At 68.0% G+C, this 16,544-nt stretch carries 13 protein-coding genes and 1 pseudogene; 7 read left to right on the top strand and 7 right to left on the bottom strand.

The window, feature by feature from the left end; translation table 11 throughout:
* Positions 1-220 precede the first annotated feature (220 nt).
* The 3 genes from EV644_RS07415 to EV644_RS07405 form a co-directional block, all read right to left on the bottom strand.
* Positions 221-1,222 (bottom strand): EamA family transporter, encoded by a 1,002-nt coding sequence (locus tag EV644_RS07415; RefSeq protein WP_132187918.1) that lies wholly within the window; start codon positions 1,220-1,222, stop codon positions 221-223.
* Between the two features lie 106 nt (positions 1,223-1,328).
* On the bottom strand, positions 1,329-1,991 hold the full coding sequence (locus EV644_RS07410; protein WP_199239681.1) for a DUF1345 domain-containing protein: 663 nt from the start codon (positions 1,989-1,991) through the stop codon (positions 1,329-1,331).
* Between the two features lie 10 nt (positions 1,992-2,001).
* On the bottom strand, positions 2,002-2,979 hold the full coding sequence (locus tag EV644_RS07405) for an ArsR/SmtB family transcription factor (RefSeq protein WP_199239680.1): 978 nt from the start codon (positions 2,977-2,979) through the stop codon (positions 2,002-2,004).
* A 70-nt stretch (positions 2,980-3,049) separates the two neighbouring features.
* Between EV644_RS07405 and EV644_RS07400 the strand changes: the two genes are divergently transcribed.
* On the top strand, positions 3,050-4,255 hold the full coding sequence (locus EV644_RS07400) for an MFS transporter (protein ID WP_241997984.1): 1,206 nt from the start codon (positions 3,050-3,052) through the stop codon (positions 4,253-4,255).
* Positions 4,256-4,270: 15 nt separating this feature from the next.
* Here EV644_RS07400 and EV644_RS07395 read toward each other — a convergent pair whose 3' ends face one another.
* On the bottom strand, positions 4,271-5,296 hold the full coding sequence (locus EV644_RS07395) for a LacI family DNA-binding transcriptional regulator (RefSeq protein ID WP_132187920.1): 1,026 nt from the start codon (positions 5,294-5,296) through the stop codon (positions 4,271-4,273).
* Between the two features lie 13 nt (positions 5,297-5,309).
* Positions 5,310-7,079, bottom strand: a complete 1,770-nt coding sequence (locus EV644_RS07390; RefSeq protein WP_132187921.1) for a glycoside hydrolase family 36 protein — start codon at positions 7,077-7,079, stop codon at positions 5,310-5,312.
* A gap of 155 nt (positions 7,080-7,234) precedes the next feature.
* Here EV644_RS07390 and EV644_RS07385 point away from each other — a divergent pair, with 155 nt between their 5' ends.
* From EV644_RS07385 to EV644_RS07370, 4 genes are read left to right on the top strand one after another with little or no spacing between them, the layout of a single operon-like run.
* Positions 7,235-8,521 carry a hypothetical protein gene (locus tag EV644_RS07385; RefSeq protein WP_132187922.1) on the top strand — a complete coding sequence of 429 codons (1,287 nt, stop codon included), beginning with the start codon at positions 7,235-7,237 and terminating at the stop codon, positions 8,519-8,521.
* Complete coding sequence (locus tag EV644_RS07380) at positions 8,518-9,783, top strand: extracellular solute-binding protein (RefSeq protein ID WP_132187923.1); 1,266 nt, start codon at positions 8,518-8,520, stop codon at positions 9,781-9,783. Before EV644_RS07385 ends, EV644_RS07380 begins: the two co-directional genes overlap by 4 nt.
* A gap of 8 nt (positions 9,784-9,791) precedes the next feature.
* On the top strand, positions 9,792-10,847 hold the full coding sequence (locus EV644_RS07375) for a carbohydrate ABC transporter permease (protein WP_132187924.1): 1,056 nt from the start codon (positions 9,792-9,794) through the stop codon (positions 10,845-10,847).
* A 4-nt stretch (positions 10,848-10,851) separates the two neighbouring features.
* A complete protein-coding gene (locus EV644_RS07370) occupies positions 10,852-11,748 on the top strand; it encodes a carbohydrate ABC transporter permease (RefSeq protein ID WP_132187925.1) in 897 nt (298 codons plus the stop codon).
* Positions 11,749-11,914: 166 nt separating this feature from the next.
* Here EV644_RS07370 and EV644_RS46115 read toward each other — a convergent pair.
* Positions 11,915-12,176, bottom strand: a pseudogene (locus tag EV644_RS46115) (transposase); the annotation flags it as partial.
* A 96-nt stretch (positions 12,177-12,272) separates the two neighbouring features.
* Between EV644_RS46115 and EV644_RS07360 the strand changes: the two are divergent.
* A complete protein-coding gene (locus EV644_RS07360) occupies positions 12,273-13,376 on the top strand; it encodes a PDDEXK family nuclease (protein WP_132187926.1) in 1,104 nt (367 codons plus the stop codon).
* A gap of 108 nt (positions 13,377-13,484) precedes the next feature.
* Here the strand turns inward: EV644_RS07360 and EV644_RS07355 are convergent, their stop codons facing one another.
* Positions 13,485-13,904, bottom strand: coding sequence for a VOC family protein (locus EV644_RS07355; RefSeq protein ID WP_132187927.1), 420 nt, complete (start codon positions 13,902-13,904; stop codon positions 13,485-13,487).
* A gap of 277 nt (positions 13,905-14,181) precedes the next feature.
* Here EV644_RS07355 and EV644_RS07350 point away from each other — a divergent pair, with 277 nt between their 5' ends.
* Positions 14,182-16,173: a hypothetical protein gene (locus EV644_RS07350; RefSeq protein ID WP_132187928.1), complete on the top strand. Its 1,992-nt coding sequence runs from the start codon at positions 14,182-14,184 to the stop codon at positions 16,171-16,173.
* The last annotated feature ends 371 nt before the right edge of the window (positions 16,174-16,544 follow it).

The following is a 16,544-nucleotide window of genomic DNA, read 5'->3' as shown; positions in this document are numbered from 1 at the left end:
TCCGCCCCCCCCGCCCCCCCCCCCCCCCCCCCCCCCCCCCCCCCCCCCCCCCCCCCCCCCCCCCCCCCCCCCCCCCCCCCCCCCCCCCCCCCCCTCGAACGCGGCCGGTCCGACGGGATCCCCCGCATAGGGGATCCCGAGGAACGCGGTGATCCCTTCGATCGTCCGGCCTCTCAGCTGTCCACCCGACGTCACCGCGATCGGATCCATGCGCCTATCTTCAGATGCCGGCGGTGTCCAGGTCGAGGTCGCGCGCCGAGGGATCGGCGTCCGGGATTTCCGGCGGCGCCACCTTGCCGACCGAGGACTGGGCCACGAAGGCGCCGAGCAGCACGATCACGCCGCCGATCACCTGGTTCGTCGAGAGTGTCTCGTTCAGCAGGATCCAGGCGAACAGGCTCGCCGCCACGACCTCGACGTACGCGACCGCTCCACCGATCGCGGCGGAGAGCCGCTGTACTGCGGCCGCTCCGGCCAGGTAGGCGACCACGGTGCTGATCACGATCAGCCAGGCGGCGAACATCCAGCCCGGCGCGGACCGCTCGCCGATCGCGATCGTGTCCGTCAGCGCGTTCCACGGGATCGCCCAGGGGGCTGATACCGCCGTCAGCACGACCGCCCCGACCACGCTGCCCGCCGCCGTCATCACGAGCGGGTCGGCAACGCCGGTGAGCTTGTCAATCAGGATGAAGTACGTCGCCTGGCATGCCGCCGCGCCGAGGCCCGCGAGCAGCCCGATCAGGTCGAGTTGCAGGCCTGACCAGATCTCGACCACGGTCGCCAGCCCGACCAGCGCAATTGCCACCCCCAGCGCGGCCGATCGCGGCACGGCGACCTTGCGCCCGAACTTGAGCCAGGCGACCACGAGGACCGGTCCAGAGAACTCCAGCAGGATCGCCACGCCGACGGGGAGCCGGCTCGCGGCGATGAAGAACAGCGTCTGGCAGCCGGCGATCCCGGTGAGTCCGTAGAGCACGAGCTGCGGCCATGAGGCGCGGGCCGCACGCAGGCCGGCGCTGCCACGGAAGATCAGCACGAGCGGGACGAGCAGGGCGGCGGCACCGAGGATCCGGATCCAGGCCGCCTGCTCGGGCGAGATCCCGGCCCCGATCAGCGCCTTCGCGAACGGACCCGATCCACCGAACGTGATCGCCGAGAACACCGCGAATCCGAGCCCGACGGACTTGGTCCGGGCGGCGTCCTGCTCTCCCTGCGTGTACATGGGCATAACGCTCTCACACTGATTACAACGGCGTCGATAGGGATATGTCAGTAGATGGACAGCCGGGTGCTCCCTATCGGAATGACTTCCCTGGTCGGTTGGGTGATCAGAGCACGTTGATGGCGCGGGCGGCGACGATGGCGATGGTGAGCAGGGAGATCGCGGACTGGATGCCCATCAGGGTCTTCAACCGGGCGGTGAGGGGCATCGTGTCGGTGGGGCTGAAGGCGGTCGCGGCGGTGAAGGCGACGAAGAGGTAGTCGGTGAAGCCGGGGATCCAGCCCTGCCAGCCGGGGATGTCGACGGTCATCTGCGGGAAGAGCAGGTCCGGCCGTTCCTCCTGGTGCTCGTGCTCGGGCATCCGCGCGAACGGGCCGCCGCGGTCGACCTCCCAGTACCAGACCGCGAAGGCGACCACGTTCGTCACCCAGATCAGCAGCGCCGACTTCACCAGCACCTTGCCGTCGGACGCGTCGCCTTCGCTCAGCAGCAGGATCAGCCCGGTCAGGTAGACCGCGTTGACCAGCACGAGCACGGCGAGCAACGCCAGTTCGATCCATCGCAGCCAGGGCTCGTCCCGCTTCAGATGGAAGGGGTTCGTCCATACCAGCGGCAGCAGCAGCAGTGCTCCGAGGGTGGGCATGATCCACCGCGGCGCGTCCATGATCTGCGCGGGTACGGCGACCTGCAGCGCGAGGACGACGATCACCGCCAACGACGCCGGCCACCTACGGGTATGCCTGGTGCTCGGCGCTGCCACTTTGGTCACCCCAGCATTCTCACCCGACCGAGGCATCTACGACCGCCTGCCCGACGTCCGTACGGCGATAATGGACCTGGTGACCCGTACGGCGACGCGTGGCGAGCCCTGCTCCGTGCAGCGCGGCGAGGTGCTCCGCGACAGTCGCCAACGCCAGCCCGTACTGCGCTGCGAGGGCGCTCGTCGTGGCGGGTGGATCCAACGCGACAAGCAGCGTCGCACGGGTCCGCCCGAGCAACCGAGCAAGGGGATCGGGCGGCGCGGGTGCGTCGGACCAGAGCCGGGCAGCCCCGCGAGCGGGGTACACCAAGGTCGGTTGATAGCCAGGGTCGACGACCAGGACGAGGAACGGCCAGGCGAACACGCCGGGCACGAGGAGCAACCCTTGGCCGGTCAGCTCGCGATCCTGCCCGCGGTACCGCGAGGCGATCAGGCGGTCGTCCGCCCAGCTCAGCGTCGGGTGGAGATCGTCGAACAGCTTCGCCAGCCCGCCGGAGGTGAGTTGTTCGCCGCGATAGGCGATGTCGTCCTCGAGAACCCGGCTGATCAGCGGCCAGTCCGGCTGGATCAGCGTGGTCCAGGCGCTCTCGATCTCGTCCGCCATCCGCTCGCGCGTGCCGGCCGGATCGGCGAGCATCCGGTTGATCTCGGGGGCTGCCGGGTTGTTCAGCTCGTCCCGCGAGCGGATCAGTTCCGCCCGGACCAGCTCCAACGGAGTACTGCGAACCCGGGCGATCTCGGTCGCGAACCTGGCTCGCGAGGCCTTCGGCGGTGGCGTCAGGAAGTCCGGCGTGAAGCCGACGCGCGGCTGGACCGCCCGGAGCATCCGCAGATCCAGCCCGGCGGCCGCCTCGGTCTTGGCCGCGATCCAGGGGGAGTAGAGCGGGCGGTGCTTGTGGCCGTGCAGAACCCGCACCGCGGACATCGTCTCCCACAGCGGCGACAGGCCGAACCGGCAGCGCAACGCGTCGGCCTGGGTGAACCGCAGTACCGTCACGCCGATCCCTGACTTTCGGTCACAACCGAAAATCTATCGCGCCGATGGTGCTCCGGGGCAACCTCGGCCCGTGACCAACGGCTATCGAGCTGTCCTGCGCGTTCCCGGCCTGCGCAACGTGTTCGTCGCGCACGCCGTCTCCATGATCGGCACCGTGGCGGCGCAGGTCGCGCTCTCCATCCTGATCTTCGAGCGGACCGGGTCTCCGCTGCTGTCCGCGCTGGTGCTGGTCTGCTCCTTCCTGCCCTACGCTCTCGGCGGGATCGCGCTCTCTTCGATCTCGGACCGCTTCCCGGCACGCCGCGTACTCGTCTGCTGCGACCTGATCAGCGCCGCCTGCATCGCGGTGATGCTGATCCCCGGCATCCCCGTCGGCGGTCTGCTCGGACTGCTCCTGCTGGCCGGCATCGTCGCCCCGATCTTCGCGGGCGCCCGCGCGGCCAGCCTGGCTCACCTGCTCGACGCCGACCTGTTCCCGATCGGCCGGTCGTTGCTGAGGGCTATCGGGCAGCTGACGGTACTGACCGGGTTCGCCCTCGGCGCGGTCGCCGTCGCCGCGATCGGCCCGACCTGGTTGCTCGCCCTCGACGTAGCGAGCTTCCTCGTCTCGGCCGCCCTGATCGGCTTCGGTACGCCGTTCACCCCGGCCACAGGGATCGGTCGAAACACGGTGCGGGATTCGCTCAGCGGTCTCGGCTACATCTTCGGCTCCGTCCGGCTCCGTCGGCTGATCCTGTTGTCCTGGATCGTTCCGGCGTTCTCGTCGATGCCCGATGGACTCGCGGTGGCCTACACCGCGCAGACCGGCGCCGCAGCCTCGACCGCCGGCGTCCTGTTCACCGGGTACGCCGTCGGGTCCGTGCTCGGGGAGGTTGCCGCAGCCCGGCTCACGCCGGCCACCCGACGACGCCTGGTGGTTCCGCTCATCCTGCTGAGCCAGGTCCCCGCGATCGCGTTCCTCGTGACTCCCGGGATCCCGCTGGCTGCTGTCCTGCTGGCGCTCTCGGGCAGCGGTTATGCGTTCAACCAGGGCATCGATCCGATGATCCTGGCCGCCAGCGACCCGGCGTACCGGGGGAGGTTGTTCACGGTGCAGACCAGCGGCCTGATGGCGGTGCAGGGCGTGAGCATCGCGCTGGCCGGAGCCATCGGCACGTTGCTTCGCCCCAGCCTCACCATCTGCCTGGCCGGTGTCCTCGGCACGATCGTCACCATGGTCCTCGCCCGGAGAGCGCTCACTCCCCAAGAAGCAGAGGTCAAGCTCTCGGCATCGTAGAAGGTGCTTGCGGCACTAGGCGCTGGCGCGGACGACCAGGGGAGCGGTGACAAGGCGGCCGGGCTGGTCGGGGTCGCCGCTGATCTCGCGCAGCGCCCGGTCGAACAGACAGGCGGCGATGTCCCGCAGCGGGATCCGCGCCGTCGTCAGCGGGGTGTCCAGCATGCTCGCGAACGGGAAGTCGTTGAACCCGGTGACCGCGATGTCCTGCCCGACCTTCACGCCGTGCCGTTGCAGGGTGCGCATCGCCACCACCGCGAAGGCGTCGTTGTCGGCGACGAACACGTCCGGCTTGTCCTCGCACCCGAGCGTGCTCTCCACCCAGGCCGCGACCGCGTCCAGGTCGTCGAAGGACCGGAGCGAGTGCGGCGAGGTGAACTCCTGCAGGAATCCCTCCTGCCGCTGGTGCACCCAGGGGAGACTGCTCGCGGTCGCCAGGTAGGCGGCGCGTGTCCGTCCGGTCTCGCGGACATGCCGAGCGATCGCCGCCATCGACACCTCGTTGTCGACGTCGACCCAGCACTGCCGCTGCTGCGGACCGGTCCGGCCGAAGGCGACGAACGGGAACCCCTTGGCGCTGAGGAACTCGATCCGCGGATCGCGCGGCATCGTCTCGAGCACCACGACCGCGTCCACCTGCCGGGCCGCGAAAAGCCTTTCGTACAAGGCGATCTCGGTCGCACCCTCGGTCGGCGTGGTCACGTGCACGCCGTACCCGGAGACGGCGGCGGACTTCACCAGGCCGCCGAGCAGGCCGTGCAGGAAGCCGCCGAGTCCCGGGTTCTGGTCGCTGAACGCGTCGTCCTCGAGGTAGAGCGGCAGCCCGATCACGTGACTCCGGCCGGACGACAACGCCCGCGCCGCATGGTTCGGCGTGTACCCGAGCTCGTCGATCGCGGCCTGCACTGTGCGGACGGTCGGCTCGCTCACCCGGTGGGGTGCGTTCAGCACGTTCGACACGGTCATCGCCGAGACCCCGGCCAACCGGGCCACGTCGGCCACGGTCGTCCGGCGTACCGGTCTCTTCCTCTCGACAGTCATCCAGCCCCCCTCGTCAGACCCGCTCGATCCGGGCCACCCCGCCCACCGGTACGTCGACCGCCCACAATCCCGCAGGCGGCATGGTCGTACTCCGGGCGACCTCGGTTCCCGAGCAGTCCGACACTACGAGGTGAACGGGGCCAGACCCAGCACCTTCGACCAGCAGGCCCAGTGCGTGGCCGCCGTTGACCAGCAGGTTCACCGGTGTCGCGGCGCTCAAACGCACCACAGGGTTGGCGAAAGCGGCCACCACGGTGGTCGAGTCGCCGGACGCCGTCACCTGCGTGTACCGCGCGTCCGGCCGCGACGGAGTCAGTACGCCGCGCAGCAACGTGTCCGCGTGATCCTTCATGAAGCCGAGCCAGTACCGCACGACGCGATCGTGTTCCTCGGGCAGACCGGCGAGCTCGACCGAGACCTGAGGGGTGCTGAAGAGGACCCCGATGAACTGCTGGGCGACCGCCTCGGCGGACGCGGTCGGGTGCCACATGAGCATGTCCGAGTGAACCGCCCGATCGCCGGCGAGCAGGCGGCTGTCGACTGTGCGGACCCGGTTCTCCACGGCGTCCATCGGGCAGTCGCCGGCACGCAGGAACGTGCCGAACTGCCAGAGGCGCGGGTTCACGTAGTCCTGCCGGAACTCGATCAGCAGGCTCGGCCGCAGCCGGCGCAGCTCTGCGGTGATCGCGGCCATGATCAGCTCGACGCCCTCGTCGACGGTCTCGCAGTCACCGTCGGGAGCAGGGCGAGCGCTCTCCCACGCCCACGAGTCGATGAAGTCGATCTTCAGCCCGTCGACACCCCAGTCGCGCACGGGCCGCAGGCAGCACTCGACGATGTGTTCGCGGACCTCCGGGTAGCGCGGGTCGAGCACTGAGGCGCTGAGCCCATCGACATAGCCGAGCGTGCGGTCCTTGAACCGGTCCCACGCTTTCGAGTGCTCGCCGATCAGCGGCGGCGCGATCCACAGCACGTAGTCGAGCCCGAGGTCGTGGACCCGGCGGACGTGCTCGACCATGTCGGGAAACGTCGTGCTGGTCGGCTCCCAGTCACCACAGTGCGCGTAGCCGCGGGCCGTGTCCTCGGTCTGCCAGCCGTCATCGACGATCACCGCCTTGCACCCGTACCGCGCGCTGGCGCGGGCGTGGTGCTCCACGGATTCGGCCGAGACGTGCTGGTGGTCGCTGTACCAGGTCGAGTACATCGCCTGCCGCGCCAACTCCGGTACGGGCGCGATCCGCTCGCCCAGCTCGGCGGTCCACTGGCCTGTGACGTCGCGCAGGGCGTCCGCGAAGTGCAGGCCGCGCAGGTCGATCCGCAGGGTGAATCGGTAGATGCCGTCCACGGGCTCGACGTCGTCCACCGCGAGCTGGACCAACTGCTCGGCGCTCTCCTCGTTGACGCCGACAGCGAAGTCGCAGCCGCGGACGTCGGAGGACAGCGAGAGCGTCAGGGGCGAAAGGTCGTCGCCGCCGACGAAGGACGCGACCGGCGCGGACCGGACGGAACGGATGTCGCGGTGCGAGCCCCAGTCGGTCGGGAGTTCCCGCCGCGAACCCTGCGTCGCGCGCCACAGCGAGACGGCCGAGTCGACCGGCCAGGTCCAGCGGATCCGGACCGGTCCCGCGGTCAGGTCGGCCGCGCTGATCTCGTAGGCGAGCACACCGGGCTCGGGGGAGTCGATCTCGGTGACGGTGGCGCCGTCGGAGACCGTCCCGGTCCGGCGGATCGCGCCGTCGGGGGAGCGGACCTCGAACGAGGTCTTGGGCACTGCGGACGTCATGGACAACTCCCGTTCCTCACGGACTCACTCCACTGTAGAGCACTGACTATAGCGGTAAAATCAATTGCGCCGGAGATATTGACGAATGCGGATGCAGTGCTAGTTTTAGCGCTAATAATCCGTTGGACGACAAGTCTTCGACCCTGGAGGATCGCATGTCCGACCTGCTCGTGACGTCGGACAACCCGTACGTGGAGGACGCGTTCGGGTGGGCCCGGAAGCGGGCGCTGGACTGGGTTCAGACCGCTGCCGCGCCGGGCAACCTGCCGTCGTACTGGGCCGGTTACCCGTCCCGGCCGATGTTCTACTCGCGCGACGTCTGTCACCAGGCGATCGGCGCCCACCTGCTCGGGCTGGACGCGGAGAACTTCGCGATGTTCCGGCACTTCGCCCGCTCGGCGACCGCCGCCCGGAAGTGGTACCCGTTGTGGGCGTTCCAGTTCGACGGCCGGCCCGCCGCGCTCGACTATCACGGAGACGACCACTTCGTCCGGGAGATCCCCGCGGTGTTCGACCTCACCTACCGCTCGCTCGGCCAGTACGACTGGACCGGCGACCGGCACTGGATCGACGACCCCGACCTGTCCGCGTACTACCTGCGCTCGGTCTCGGACTTCGTCGCCGCCCACGACACCGACGGCGACGGGATCCCCGAGGCGCCCGCGACCGGTGACATCTTCGACGGCGCCGCGTCGTACAACGAGCACCCCGAGCGTCCGCTGACTGTCGCGGCCGACGGACTGGCGCTGCACTGCGCCGCCCTGGACGCACTGGCCCGCCACCACGGCGACTCCTACCGCACGACAGCCCGCTCGATCCGGGAGAGGTTCCTGACGACCTGGTGGGACGAGGAGAGCGGGAGCTTCGCGCGCGGCCGGGTGAAGGACCGGACGCTCGACTTCGGCTGGGGGCTGGAGACGAGCTGGTTGGTGCCGATGCTCGGCTTGAGTGGTACCGGCGAACGCAACGAGCGGTTCCTGGACTACATCGAGGAGCAGCTCGAGCTGAGCCCACCGCCGAACATCGAGGCGTTCACCTATCTGCCGGAGGTGTTCTTCCGGCACCGGCGTGACGAGTCGGCCTGGCGCTGGCTGCGGCACATCATCGACAGCCGTGACGACTATCCGGAGATCTCCTTCACCGTCGTCCAGCACCTGGTGGCTGGACTGCTCGGGCTGGAGCCGGACGCGGCGTCGGCATCCCTGACCATCGACTCCCACCTGCCCGCTGAGATCAGCTGGCTGAAGGCCGACCACGTGCGGGTCGGCGACTGGGACCTAGCGATCACCCAAGAAGGACGGCACACGACCGAGATCGCCGTACTCAGCGGGCCGGGGCCGCTGACGGTGACGGTCGGTCCCGCCGGTACTTCGACCTCCACCAGGACACTCGAGCCCGGCCAGACCGCCCGGGTCAGCCCTCACACGAAGGACCCCTCATGAAGCTCTTGAACCGCCGCTTGCTCCCGGTCGGCGCCGGGTTGGCCGCCCTCCTGCTCGCCGCCGGCTGCGCCACCGGCAGTCAGCCCGCCGCCAACAGTGGCGGCTCCGACGAGAACGGCGACATCACCTTCTCCTTCTGGGGAACGAACTCCGAGGCCGCCTCGCTGAAGGCGATCGCGGCCGCGTTCGAGAAGGCCAACCCCGGCACCAAGGTGACGACGAACTGGATCCAGTCCGACTACGAGCAGAAGATCCAGACCTCGATCGCGGCCGGCACCCAGTCCACCGTGATGGAGATCAGCAACACCAGCCTGGCCGGGTTCGCGCCCAGCTTCGCCGAGCAGCAGGTCGATGCCGGCAGGTTCGTCCAGCCGAACATCTCCGAGTCGCTCAAGTTCGACGGCAAGTACTACGCGATGCCGTTCACCGCCAAGCCCAAGGTGATGGCAATCAACGTGGACGCCTTCAAGGCCGCGGGTCTGCCGTTGCCGAGCGCAACGACCGCGATGACGCTGGACGAGTTCAAGACGGTGACCGCGAAGCTGTCCCACGGTGACGGCAAGGCTCGGGTCTACGGCACCAGCAACCTGTGGTTCAAGGGGTGGCTGACCGCTGCTGGTGGCGGGTTCTACAACGCCGACGCGACCGCCTGCACCTTTGGCGACGCGCAGGGGCTGAAGACGGCGCAGTACGTCGTCGACATGCAGAAGGACCGGTACGCGCCGACCTCCCTCGACATCGAGGGGCAGGACCAGGCGCAGTGGTTCGCGGCCGGGCGGCTCGGCACGTTCAGCGACTTCGGGCCGTGGACCGTCGCCGACTTCGCCAAGATCAGCAAGCCGAACTGGACGCTCGTGCCGGTCCCGGGCAAGGGATTCCCGATGGAGGTCGGCGGCCTCACGATCGCGAAGAACGTGACCGGCAAGAAGGCCGAGACGGCCAAGAAGTTCGTCGAGTTCGCGAGCACGAACCCCGACGCACAGAACCAGTTGATCCAGGGGAACACGGCCCTCGGCGTACCGATCATCGCCGAGTCCACCGCGACACTCGAGAAGGTACTGCCGGCCGACCGCAACCTGGCGGCGTTCACCACCGCGCTGAAGTCCGGTCTGGTCAGCCCGTCGGTACCGCGCGAGGCGCAGATCTCCGGTGATGCCGACAAGGGCATCACCAGCTACACGCCGCTCGGCAGCGGCAAGGACGACGTGGCGAAGGTTCTGCCCGGGCTGAACGACAAGTGCACCGCCGCGCTGAAGCAGTGAGGTAGACCATGAACCCGACCATCGGCTGGATCCGCGCGCTCGCGGAGTCCTGGGGTGTTCCCGCGGTGCTGGTGCCGCTGGTCCCGTTCCTGGTCCTGCTGGTCGTCCTGTACGCCGTCATCGGCCTGGCGGCGTACGGGGCGAAGCGGAAATGGCCCCGGGCCGACAGGACGATCGCCTTCTGGCTGTTCATCTCACCCTGGCTGATCGGCTTCCTGGTCTTCACCGTGGGCCCGATGATCTCCTCGATCTTCGTCAGCCTGACCTCGTGGGACCTGATCACGCCACCGAAATACGTCGGAATCGCCAACTACACCGAAGCTTTCCAGGATCCGCGGGTGGCGCAGGCGATCAAGGTGACGCTGCTCTACGCGGTGATCAGCGTGCCGCTGCAGACCGCGCTGGCGTTCCTGGTGGCGCTGCTGATGAACGTGGACCTGCCCGGCATCCGATTCTTCCGGACGGTCTGGTACCTGCCGAGCCTGGTGTCCGGCGTGGCGCAGATCGTGCTGTTCCTGTGGGTGTTCAACCCGCAGTACGGGCTGGCCAACGACCTGCTCGGCAAGGTCGGCGTACAGGCGCCCGGGTGGTTCAACGACGCGTCGTGGGCGTTGCCGACGGTGATCCTGATGAGCCTGTGGACCGTCGGCGGCGCGATGGTGATCTACCTGGCGGGCCTCAAGGACGTTCCCTCCAACCTGTATGAAGCGGCCGCGCTGGACGGGGCCGGGCCGGTACAGCTCTTCTGGCACATCACGCTGCCGCAGCTCTCGCCGATCATCCTCTTCAACGCGCTGACCGGGATCATCGGGGCGCTGCAGATCTTCACCCAGGGGTTCGTCGCGAGAGGCGGCCCGAAGGACTCGCTGCTGTTCTTCGTCTACTACCTCTACGACAACGCGTTCCAGAACTTCCGGATGGGCTACGCCTCGGCGCTGGCCTGGATCCTGTTCGTCATCATCTTGGCGCTGACCGCCGTCACGCTGCGCGGAAGTGCCTTCGCCATCTACTACGAGACCGAGCTCGGTGGCCGCCGTCGCCGGGTCCGGGTGAGGAAGGGCTGACGTCATGGCTGTCCTGGTCGAGACCCGTCCTCCCGTCGAATCCACCACGGTCCCCCGCCGCGCCGACCGCCCGTACTGGCGGCGCAACCTACCAGTGACGATCGCGCTGTACGTCGTACTGGCGCTGGGGTCGCTCGCCTTCGTCTATCCGTTCCTGTGGATGATCGCGACCTCGCTGCGATCGCTGGCCGGCGTCGGGAGTTCGGGGGCGAGCATCTGGCCGCGCGAGTTCCTCTGGGACAACTACACCCGCGCGATCACGTCGTTCCCGTTCTGGCGTTATGCGTTGAACTCCGTGCTGACGACGTTGATCCCGATCGTGGGCACCGTGTTCTCCTGCTCGTTGGCCGGCTTCGCCTTCGCACGGTTGCGGGTGCGTTTCTCCGGAGTCATCTTCGGGGTGGTGCTGGCGACGATGCTGCTGCCGGGGGAGGTGACGATGGTTCCCCAGTTCATGCTCTTCAACAACCTGGGCATGATCGACACGCTGTACCCCCTGATCCTGCCGGCCTTCTTCGGCTCGCCGTTCTACATCTTCCTGTTCCGCCAGTTCTTCGCCCGAATGCCCCCCGAGCTGGCTGACGCCGCGGTCGTCGACGGTTGCGGGTGGTTCCGTATGTTCCTCTCGGTCTACCTACCGTTGGCCCGGCCCGCGGTGGTCGCCGTCTCGATCCTGTTGTTCATGGGCTACTGGAACAACTTCCTCGGCCCAGCCATCTACATCAACTCCGACCAATGGAAGACCCTGCCCCTGGCCCTGGCCGGCTTCCAATCCGTCAACGGCACCGACACCCCCTTGCTGATGGCAACCTCAGTCCTCATCACCCTCCCGTGCCTCGCGATCTTCTTCTTCGCCCAGAAACAAATAACCAACGGCATAACCTTCACCGGCGGCCGCTAGCCCGGATCTTTCGTGACTCTGGCGTTCGCCGTGGCGACGGTTTGGCGGCCGGCGTTCGGGGCTGATTCTTGCGGTCGGGTAGGACAGGGACCCGGGTGTCGTCTCGGGTGGACGCCGGTTCCACTGGCCGGGTTTGTTTCGGGTCGCGGGACGGGTGGCAAGTGGGTTAGCCGGGTGCGGTGAGGGCACGGAGCCGGGTGAGCCCGGGCGTGCAGCAGGGTGGTCCAGGTGCCGTTGCGGGCGAGGTGCACGGTGGTGCGGCGGCCGGTTCGGGCGAGCTTCGCGGCGGTCGAGAACAGCCGTAGGCGTAGGCGTTTGGGTTCCCATCGGCGCGTTTGGTGGTTGGTGCCGTCGGCATCGGTGAACCCGAGTAGCTGCATCCAGGCGGTGAGTTCGCAGGCCAGCGCGATGATGGCGCACCTGATCTGCCTCGACCAGATAGTGCGCCATAACCTTGTGGGGATGGGGTGAAGATCGGATGCTCTTAGCCAGGAGAGTGCTATCGGCGGTGGGAGGCATCACCAATGTCGGGTGTCTGGGGAAAGAGCGATGAAGGGCGCTGGCGTCCGCTCGAAGCAACGGGGTTTGTGAGCGAGGTTGACCTTCATGACCTCATCGAGCAAGCGCCGGACATGCTTCCGCTGGCAGGTCGTCCGACCCTGGCGGTCGTCGGCAGAGAAGTTGTGTGTGGTCGGGAACGAGCTGACTTGGTGGCCGTCGAGGCGGAAACCGGACGTCCGGTCATCATCGAGATCAAACTGGCAGCGAACACGGATCGCAGGCAGGCATTGACCCAAGTCCTCGGGTATGCCGCCTACATCCGCCGGCTTGATCCTGAAGGCCTGAGTGCCGTGATGCGGGACTATCTGAATAAGCACGAATACACGTCAATTGCCAATGCTGCGCTTGCGGCGGCTCAGGCTGAACCCGGATTCGACGAAGAGGTGTTCGAGGCGAGGCTCGCCGATTCACTCACAGAAGGCAGGCTCAGAGCGGTGATCGTAGTCGATTCGGCTCCACCTGACTTGGTGGATCTCGTTGGCTATCTGCAAGAGGTCACGAGCGACCGCCTGGCGCTCGACCTCGTCGTGGTCACCGCGTACGAGGTGGCCGGGCAGCGGATCCTCGTGCCGCAACTTGTGGAGCCTGATCGATCGCACACCGCGGCCACCATGGTTGGACGTGGCAAGCCTTCGACGCCAAGCGATATCGTCCGCGGCTCCGAGGTGTTCGAGGAGTCGATCAAGGATGTGCCGGAAGATCGTCAGCCGACCTTGCGAAAGTTGCTCGACTGGGCGCGCGAGCTGGAGACGGCGGGACTCGCCACGCTGTACACCTCGAAAGGCAAGGGACGCTGGGTCCTCAACCCGCGGTTGCCTGGACAGGCTCGTGCGATGGTGTCCCTCTGGAACGAGAACGGTCCGTACGTCTCGCCGTATCGAACGGTGCTCACGCAGGAGGCCCCAGGGGCACTCGCTGCGCTAGATCAAGAGTTCCCTGGCGGGATAGGGCAAGGCAACTACATCAAGGCACAGAACCTCGACGATTTGCTAACGCTTCTCCGTTCCGCGTATGTCGAGGCCGGTGGCCTTGAAAAGCGAAGTCAGTCAGGGGACCTGCCCGGCTGACTTTCTATCGATTTCGCCGAAGAATTGTGCAGACGTCTGCTCAGCTGACTCCGCCATCACCGAGCGGCCCGCCGAGCCGAGGGCTGGGCGGGCCGGAGGGCGGTGTGGTCAGTGCTCGCGGGCGGCGAGGATTTCTAGGTAGTGGGGGTTGTGCATGATGCCTAGGACGTTGCCGAAGGGGTCGACGACGGAGGCGGTGGTGAAGTCGCTGTCGCCGTGGGAGGTGATCGGGAGGTACTCCTTGGCGCCCATCGCGAGGAGCTTCTCGAAGGTGCCGGCGAGGTCGTCGACGTGCCAGTGCATCACCGCGCCGCCGGGGGCGTTCGACGCGCCGGGCGGCGCATACTTCCGGTCGATGAACCCGAGCTCGTCGCCGTCGTCGCCCACCCGGAACTCCATGTACGCCGGGGTGGCGGGCGCGGCCGGGAACGCGTAGTACGGCTCCTGTCCCAGCAGTTCGGTGTACCAGTCCCGCGCGGCGGCGAGGTCGTCGGCGTACAAGCTGATGGTTGCGAATCCTCGGAACATCGGCACTCCCTGAGTCGGTCTCGAGACGGTGTTTCCACCTCGGTGAACACCATCATCGCCCGCAGAAGTGCTCACCCAATGAGCACTTTTCCAGTCAGTTCTTCCCACTACCTCCTTTCTAGAGATCGCGCTGCGGTTCGCTACTCGCAGTGCCTCTAGTAGTAGTGATACATCAGTCGCTCCCGCTTCCGCGTGTGAGGTTCGCCCTTGTGGATAAGGCGAATCGAGGGGTCGGTCGGCTTGCAAGCGAGGCATCACTCAGGGTAGTGTCGAACGCATGTTCGACGGTGATGTGGCTGACCTGGATGCGACCGAGACGCTGGCCTGGGCCGCCGAGCTGCATGTGCTGCGCACGCGGGCCGAGGTCCGGCTGATCGAGCTCGCGCAGCACTTCGCCGACCTGCATCCCGACCCCGCGACGGTCCCCGGCCAGGTGTCGTTGGCGGGTGGTGAACGCGGCGTGGTGTACGGCGGTCCGGGCTGTCCGGCGATCGCCGAGTTCGCGGCCGCCGAGTTCGGGGCGATGATCGGCCGCTCGGCGGGTTCGGCGGCCGTCTTCATCGGCCAGTCCCTCGCTTTGCGCCACCGTCTGCCTCGCAGCTGGGCGCAGGTCAGGAGTGGTCACGGCGAGCCCTGGAAGGCCCGTACCATCGCCACTGCCTGCCTGGCGCTGTCGGTGGATGCCGCCGAGATCGTCGACCGCCGGGTTGCCTCGATCATCGACACCGTGACTCCGGTGCGCCTGGAGAAGATCGTCAAGGCGGCTATCCAGCAGGCCGACCCGGACGCGGCCCGCGCGGCTGCCGAGGCCAGAGCCAAAGAGCGCGGCGTCTGGGCAGGTCGCACCGACGACCACGGCACCACCACCCTGTACGTCCGTGCCGCGACCGGCGACGTGATCCATTTCAAGGCCACGATCCGCCAGATCGCCGACGCGCTCGCCCAACTCGGCGACACCGACACCCTGCCCCAGCGCAAGGCTAAGGCCATCGGCATCATCGCCGACCCGGCCCTCACCAACGAACTACTCACCGTCGCCCACCACCTCACCCCAACCACCACCCCCTCAACCGACCGGCCGGACGCCGGCGGCGCCGATGCCGCGACGACTTCACCTCCTCAGCCGCCCCACGATTCCGTAAACCCGGACGCCGCGCAGGGGGCCGCGCAAGCGACCGCGCATTCCGAGTGCCCGCATGCCGCCCCGGCCGCCGACCAGTCGGTGCGGCCGGATGCAGCGCAGGCGACCGTGAACGCCGAGCCCCCGGATGCCTGGCTGGCTGCCGACCATTCCACGCGGTCGGATGCTGTGCGGGCGACCGTGAACGCCGAGCCCCCGGGCGCCTGGCTGGCTGCCGACCATTCCACGCGGTCGGGTGCGGCGCGGGCGACCGACGATGTCGGGCTTGGTGCTGGTTGCGGTCAGATGGCCGCGACCGATGGTGGTGCGAGTGCGGGTGCGGGTGGGGCGGCGGAGTGGATTGTTGGCGATGAGCCTGGCGTGCACGATGAGGCTGATCGGGATCCGCCGCACCCCGGTGATCCGGCGTACGACCGCCCGTCGTGTTCGGCTGGTTCACCTAGTCCAGAGCCAGCGGACGGCCGCTGCGCGGAGACCGCTGAACCGGCTCGAGTCGCCGGTCCGGCGCTGGACAGTGCCGCGCGCCGGGAGATCGCGAGGAAGTTGGCGGCGGTCAAGCACGGTGCCTACGGCAGCCAGAGTGCCGGTGGCGCCGGGCGCAAGCCTGCCCGGACGACGCTCTATGTGCATATCACCGACGAGACGCTGCTGGCCGGCGGTGGGGTCGCGCGGGTCGAGCGCTTCGGTCCCGTCTTCGCGGCCCGGCTGGCGGAGTTGCTCGGCCATGACCAGATCGTCGTGAAGCCGGTCGTCGATCTGAACGACAGGCTCAGCGTCGACGCGTACGAGATCCCTCGCCGGATCCGGGAGCGGGTCAAGCTCACCCATCCGGTCGAGCAGTTCGTGTTCGGCGCCGCCGAGACCACCGACAGCGTCGATCTCGACCACATCGCGCCGTTCGACTTCAGTGCGACCGGGCCGCCAGGGCAGACCAGTACCGACAACCTGACCCCGCTACGGCGCTACAGCCACCGGGTCAAGACCCACGGCGGTTGGCGGGTACGCCGCCTGGACGACGGTGGGCTGGAGTGGACAACCAAGCACGGCTTCAAGTTCCGCGTCGACCACACAGGAACGCACCCACTCGTAGACCACACCGATGCCTCCCGTCCACTCGTGGATCGGTAGGAATTGGCGGATCGGTAGTAGGGCTGTATGACGACGTCGAGGCCGCGGGCGGAAGGATCCGGGCGACAGCTTGGATCGGCGCACGCGCACCTGCGTGCAGGCAGGGTCTGGTCCTGCAGTAGGTGCGCAGTTGAGTGCCGTTGGGGTCCGGTCCCGCAGCAGGAGCGCAGCAAGTCGTCGACCTGAGTGCAGCAGATAGCCGGGCTCGGTGGGTGGGATCGGCGAGATCTGTGGATCAGCGGGGGCCGGCTGTCGGTGCTGCTCAGTCAGTCGGTGGTTGGCGGCAGCACGAACGCGGCGCGTTCTTCCCTCGTCAGCGAGCAGGCGCAGAGCAGCAGGTGAGGTCAGCATCTGCGCTGCTGTGCGCTGGA

The sequence above is a fragment of the Kribbella orskensis genome (genome assembly GCF_004342085.1).
GTDB lineage: Bacteria > Actinomycetota > Actinomycetes > Propionibacteriales > Kribbellaceae > Kribbella > Kribbella orskensis.
This window is presented reverse-complemented; position numbering and strand designations above follow the sequence as displayed.

Coding starts and splice junctions, on each gene's coding strand:
- EV644_RS07375 (WP_132187924.1), top strand. CDS start 9,792: ATGAACCCGACCATCGGCTGGATCCGCGCGCTCGCGGAGTCCTGGGGT.
- EV644_RS07380 (WP_132187923.1), top strand. CDS start 8,518: ATGAAGCTCTTGAACCGCCGCTTGCTCCCGGTCGGCGCCGGGTTGGCC.
- EV644_RS07360 (WP_132187926.1), top strand. CDS start 12,273: ATGTCGGGTGTCTGGGGAAAGAGCGATGAAGGGCGCTGGCGTCCGCTC.
- EV644_RS07395 (WP_132187920.1), bottom strand. CDS start 5,296: ATGACTGTCGAGAGGAAGAGACCGGTACGCCGGACGACCGTGGCCGAC.
- EV644_RS07355 (WP_132187927.1), bottom strand. CDS start 13,904: ATGTTCCGAGGATTCGCAACCATCAGCTTGTACGCCGACGACCTCGCC.
- EV644_RS07390 (WP_132187921.1), bottom strand. CDS start 7,079: ATGACGTCCGCAGTGCCCAAGACCTCGTTCGAGGTCCGCTCCCCCGAC.
- EV644_RS07350 (WP_132187928.1), top strand. CDS start 14,182: ATGTTCGACGGTGATGTGGCTGACCTGGATGCGACCGAGACGCTGGCC.
- EV644_RS07370 (WP_132187925.1), top strand. CDS start 10,852: ATGGCTGTCCTGGTCGAGACCCGTCCTCCCGTCGAATCCACCACGGTC.
- EV644_RS07415 (WP_132187918.1), bottom strand. CDS start 1,222: ATGTACACGCAGGGAGAGCAGGACGCCGCCCGGACCAAGTCCGTCGGG.
- EV644_RS07385 (WP_132187922.1), top strand. CDS start 7,235: ATGTCCGACCTGCTCGTGACGTCGGACAACCCGTACGTGGAGGACGCG.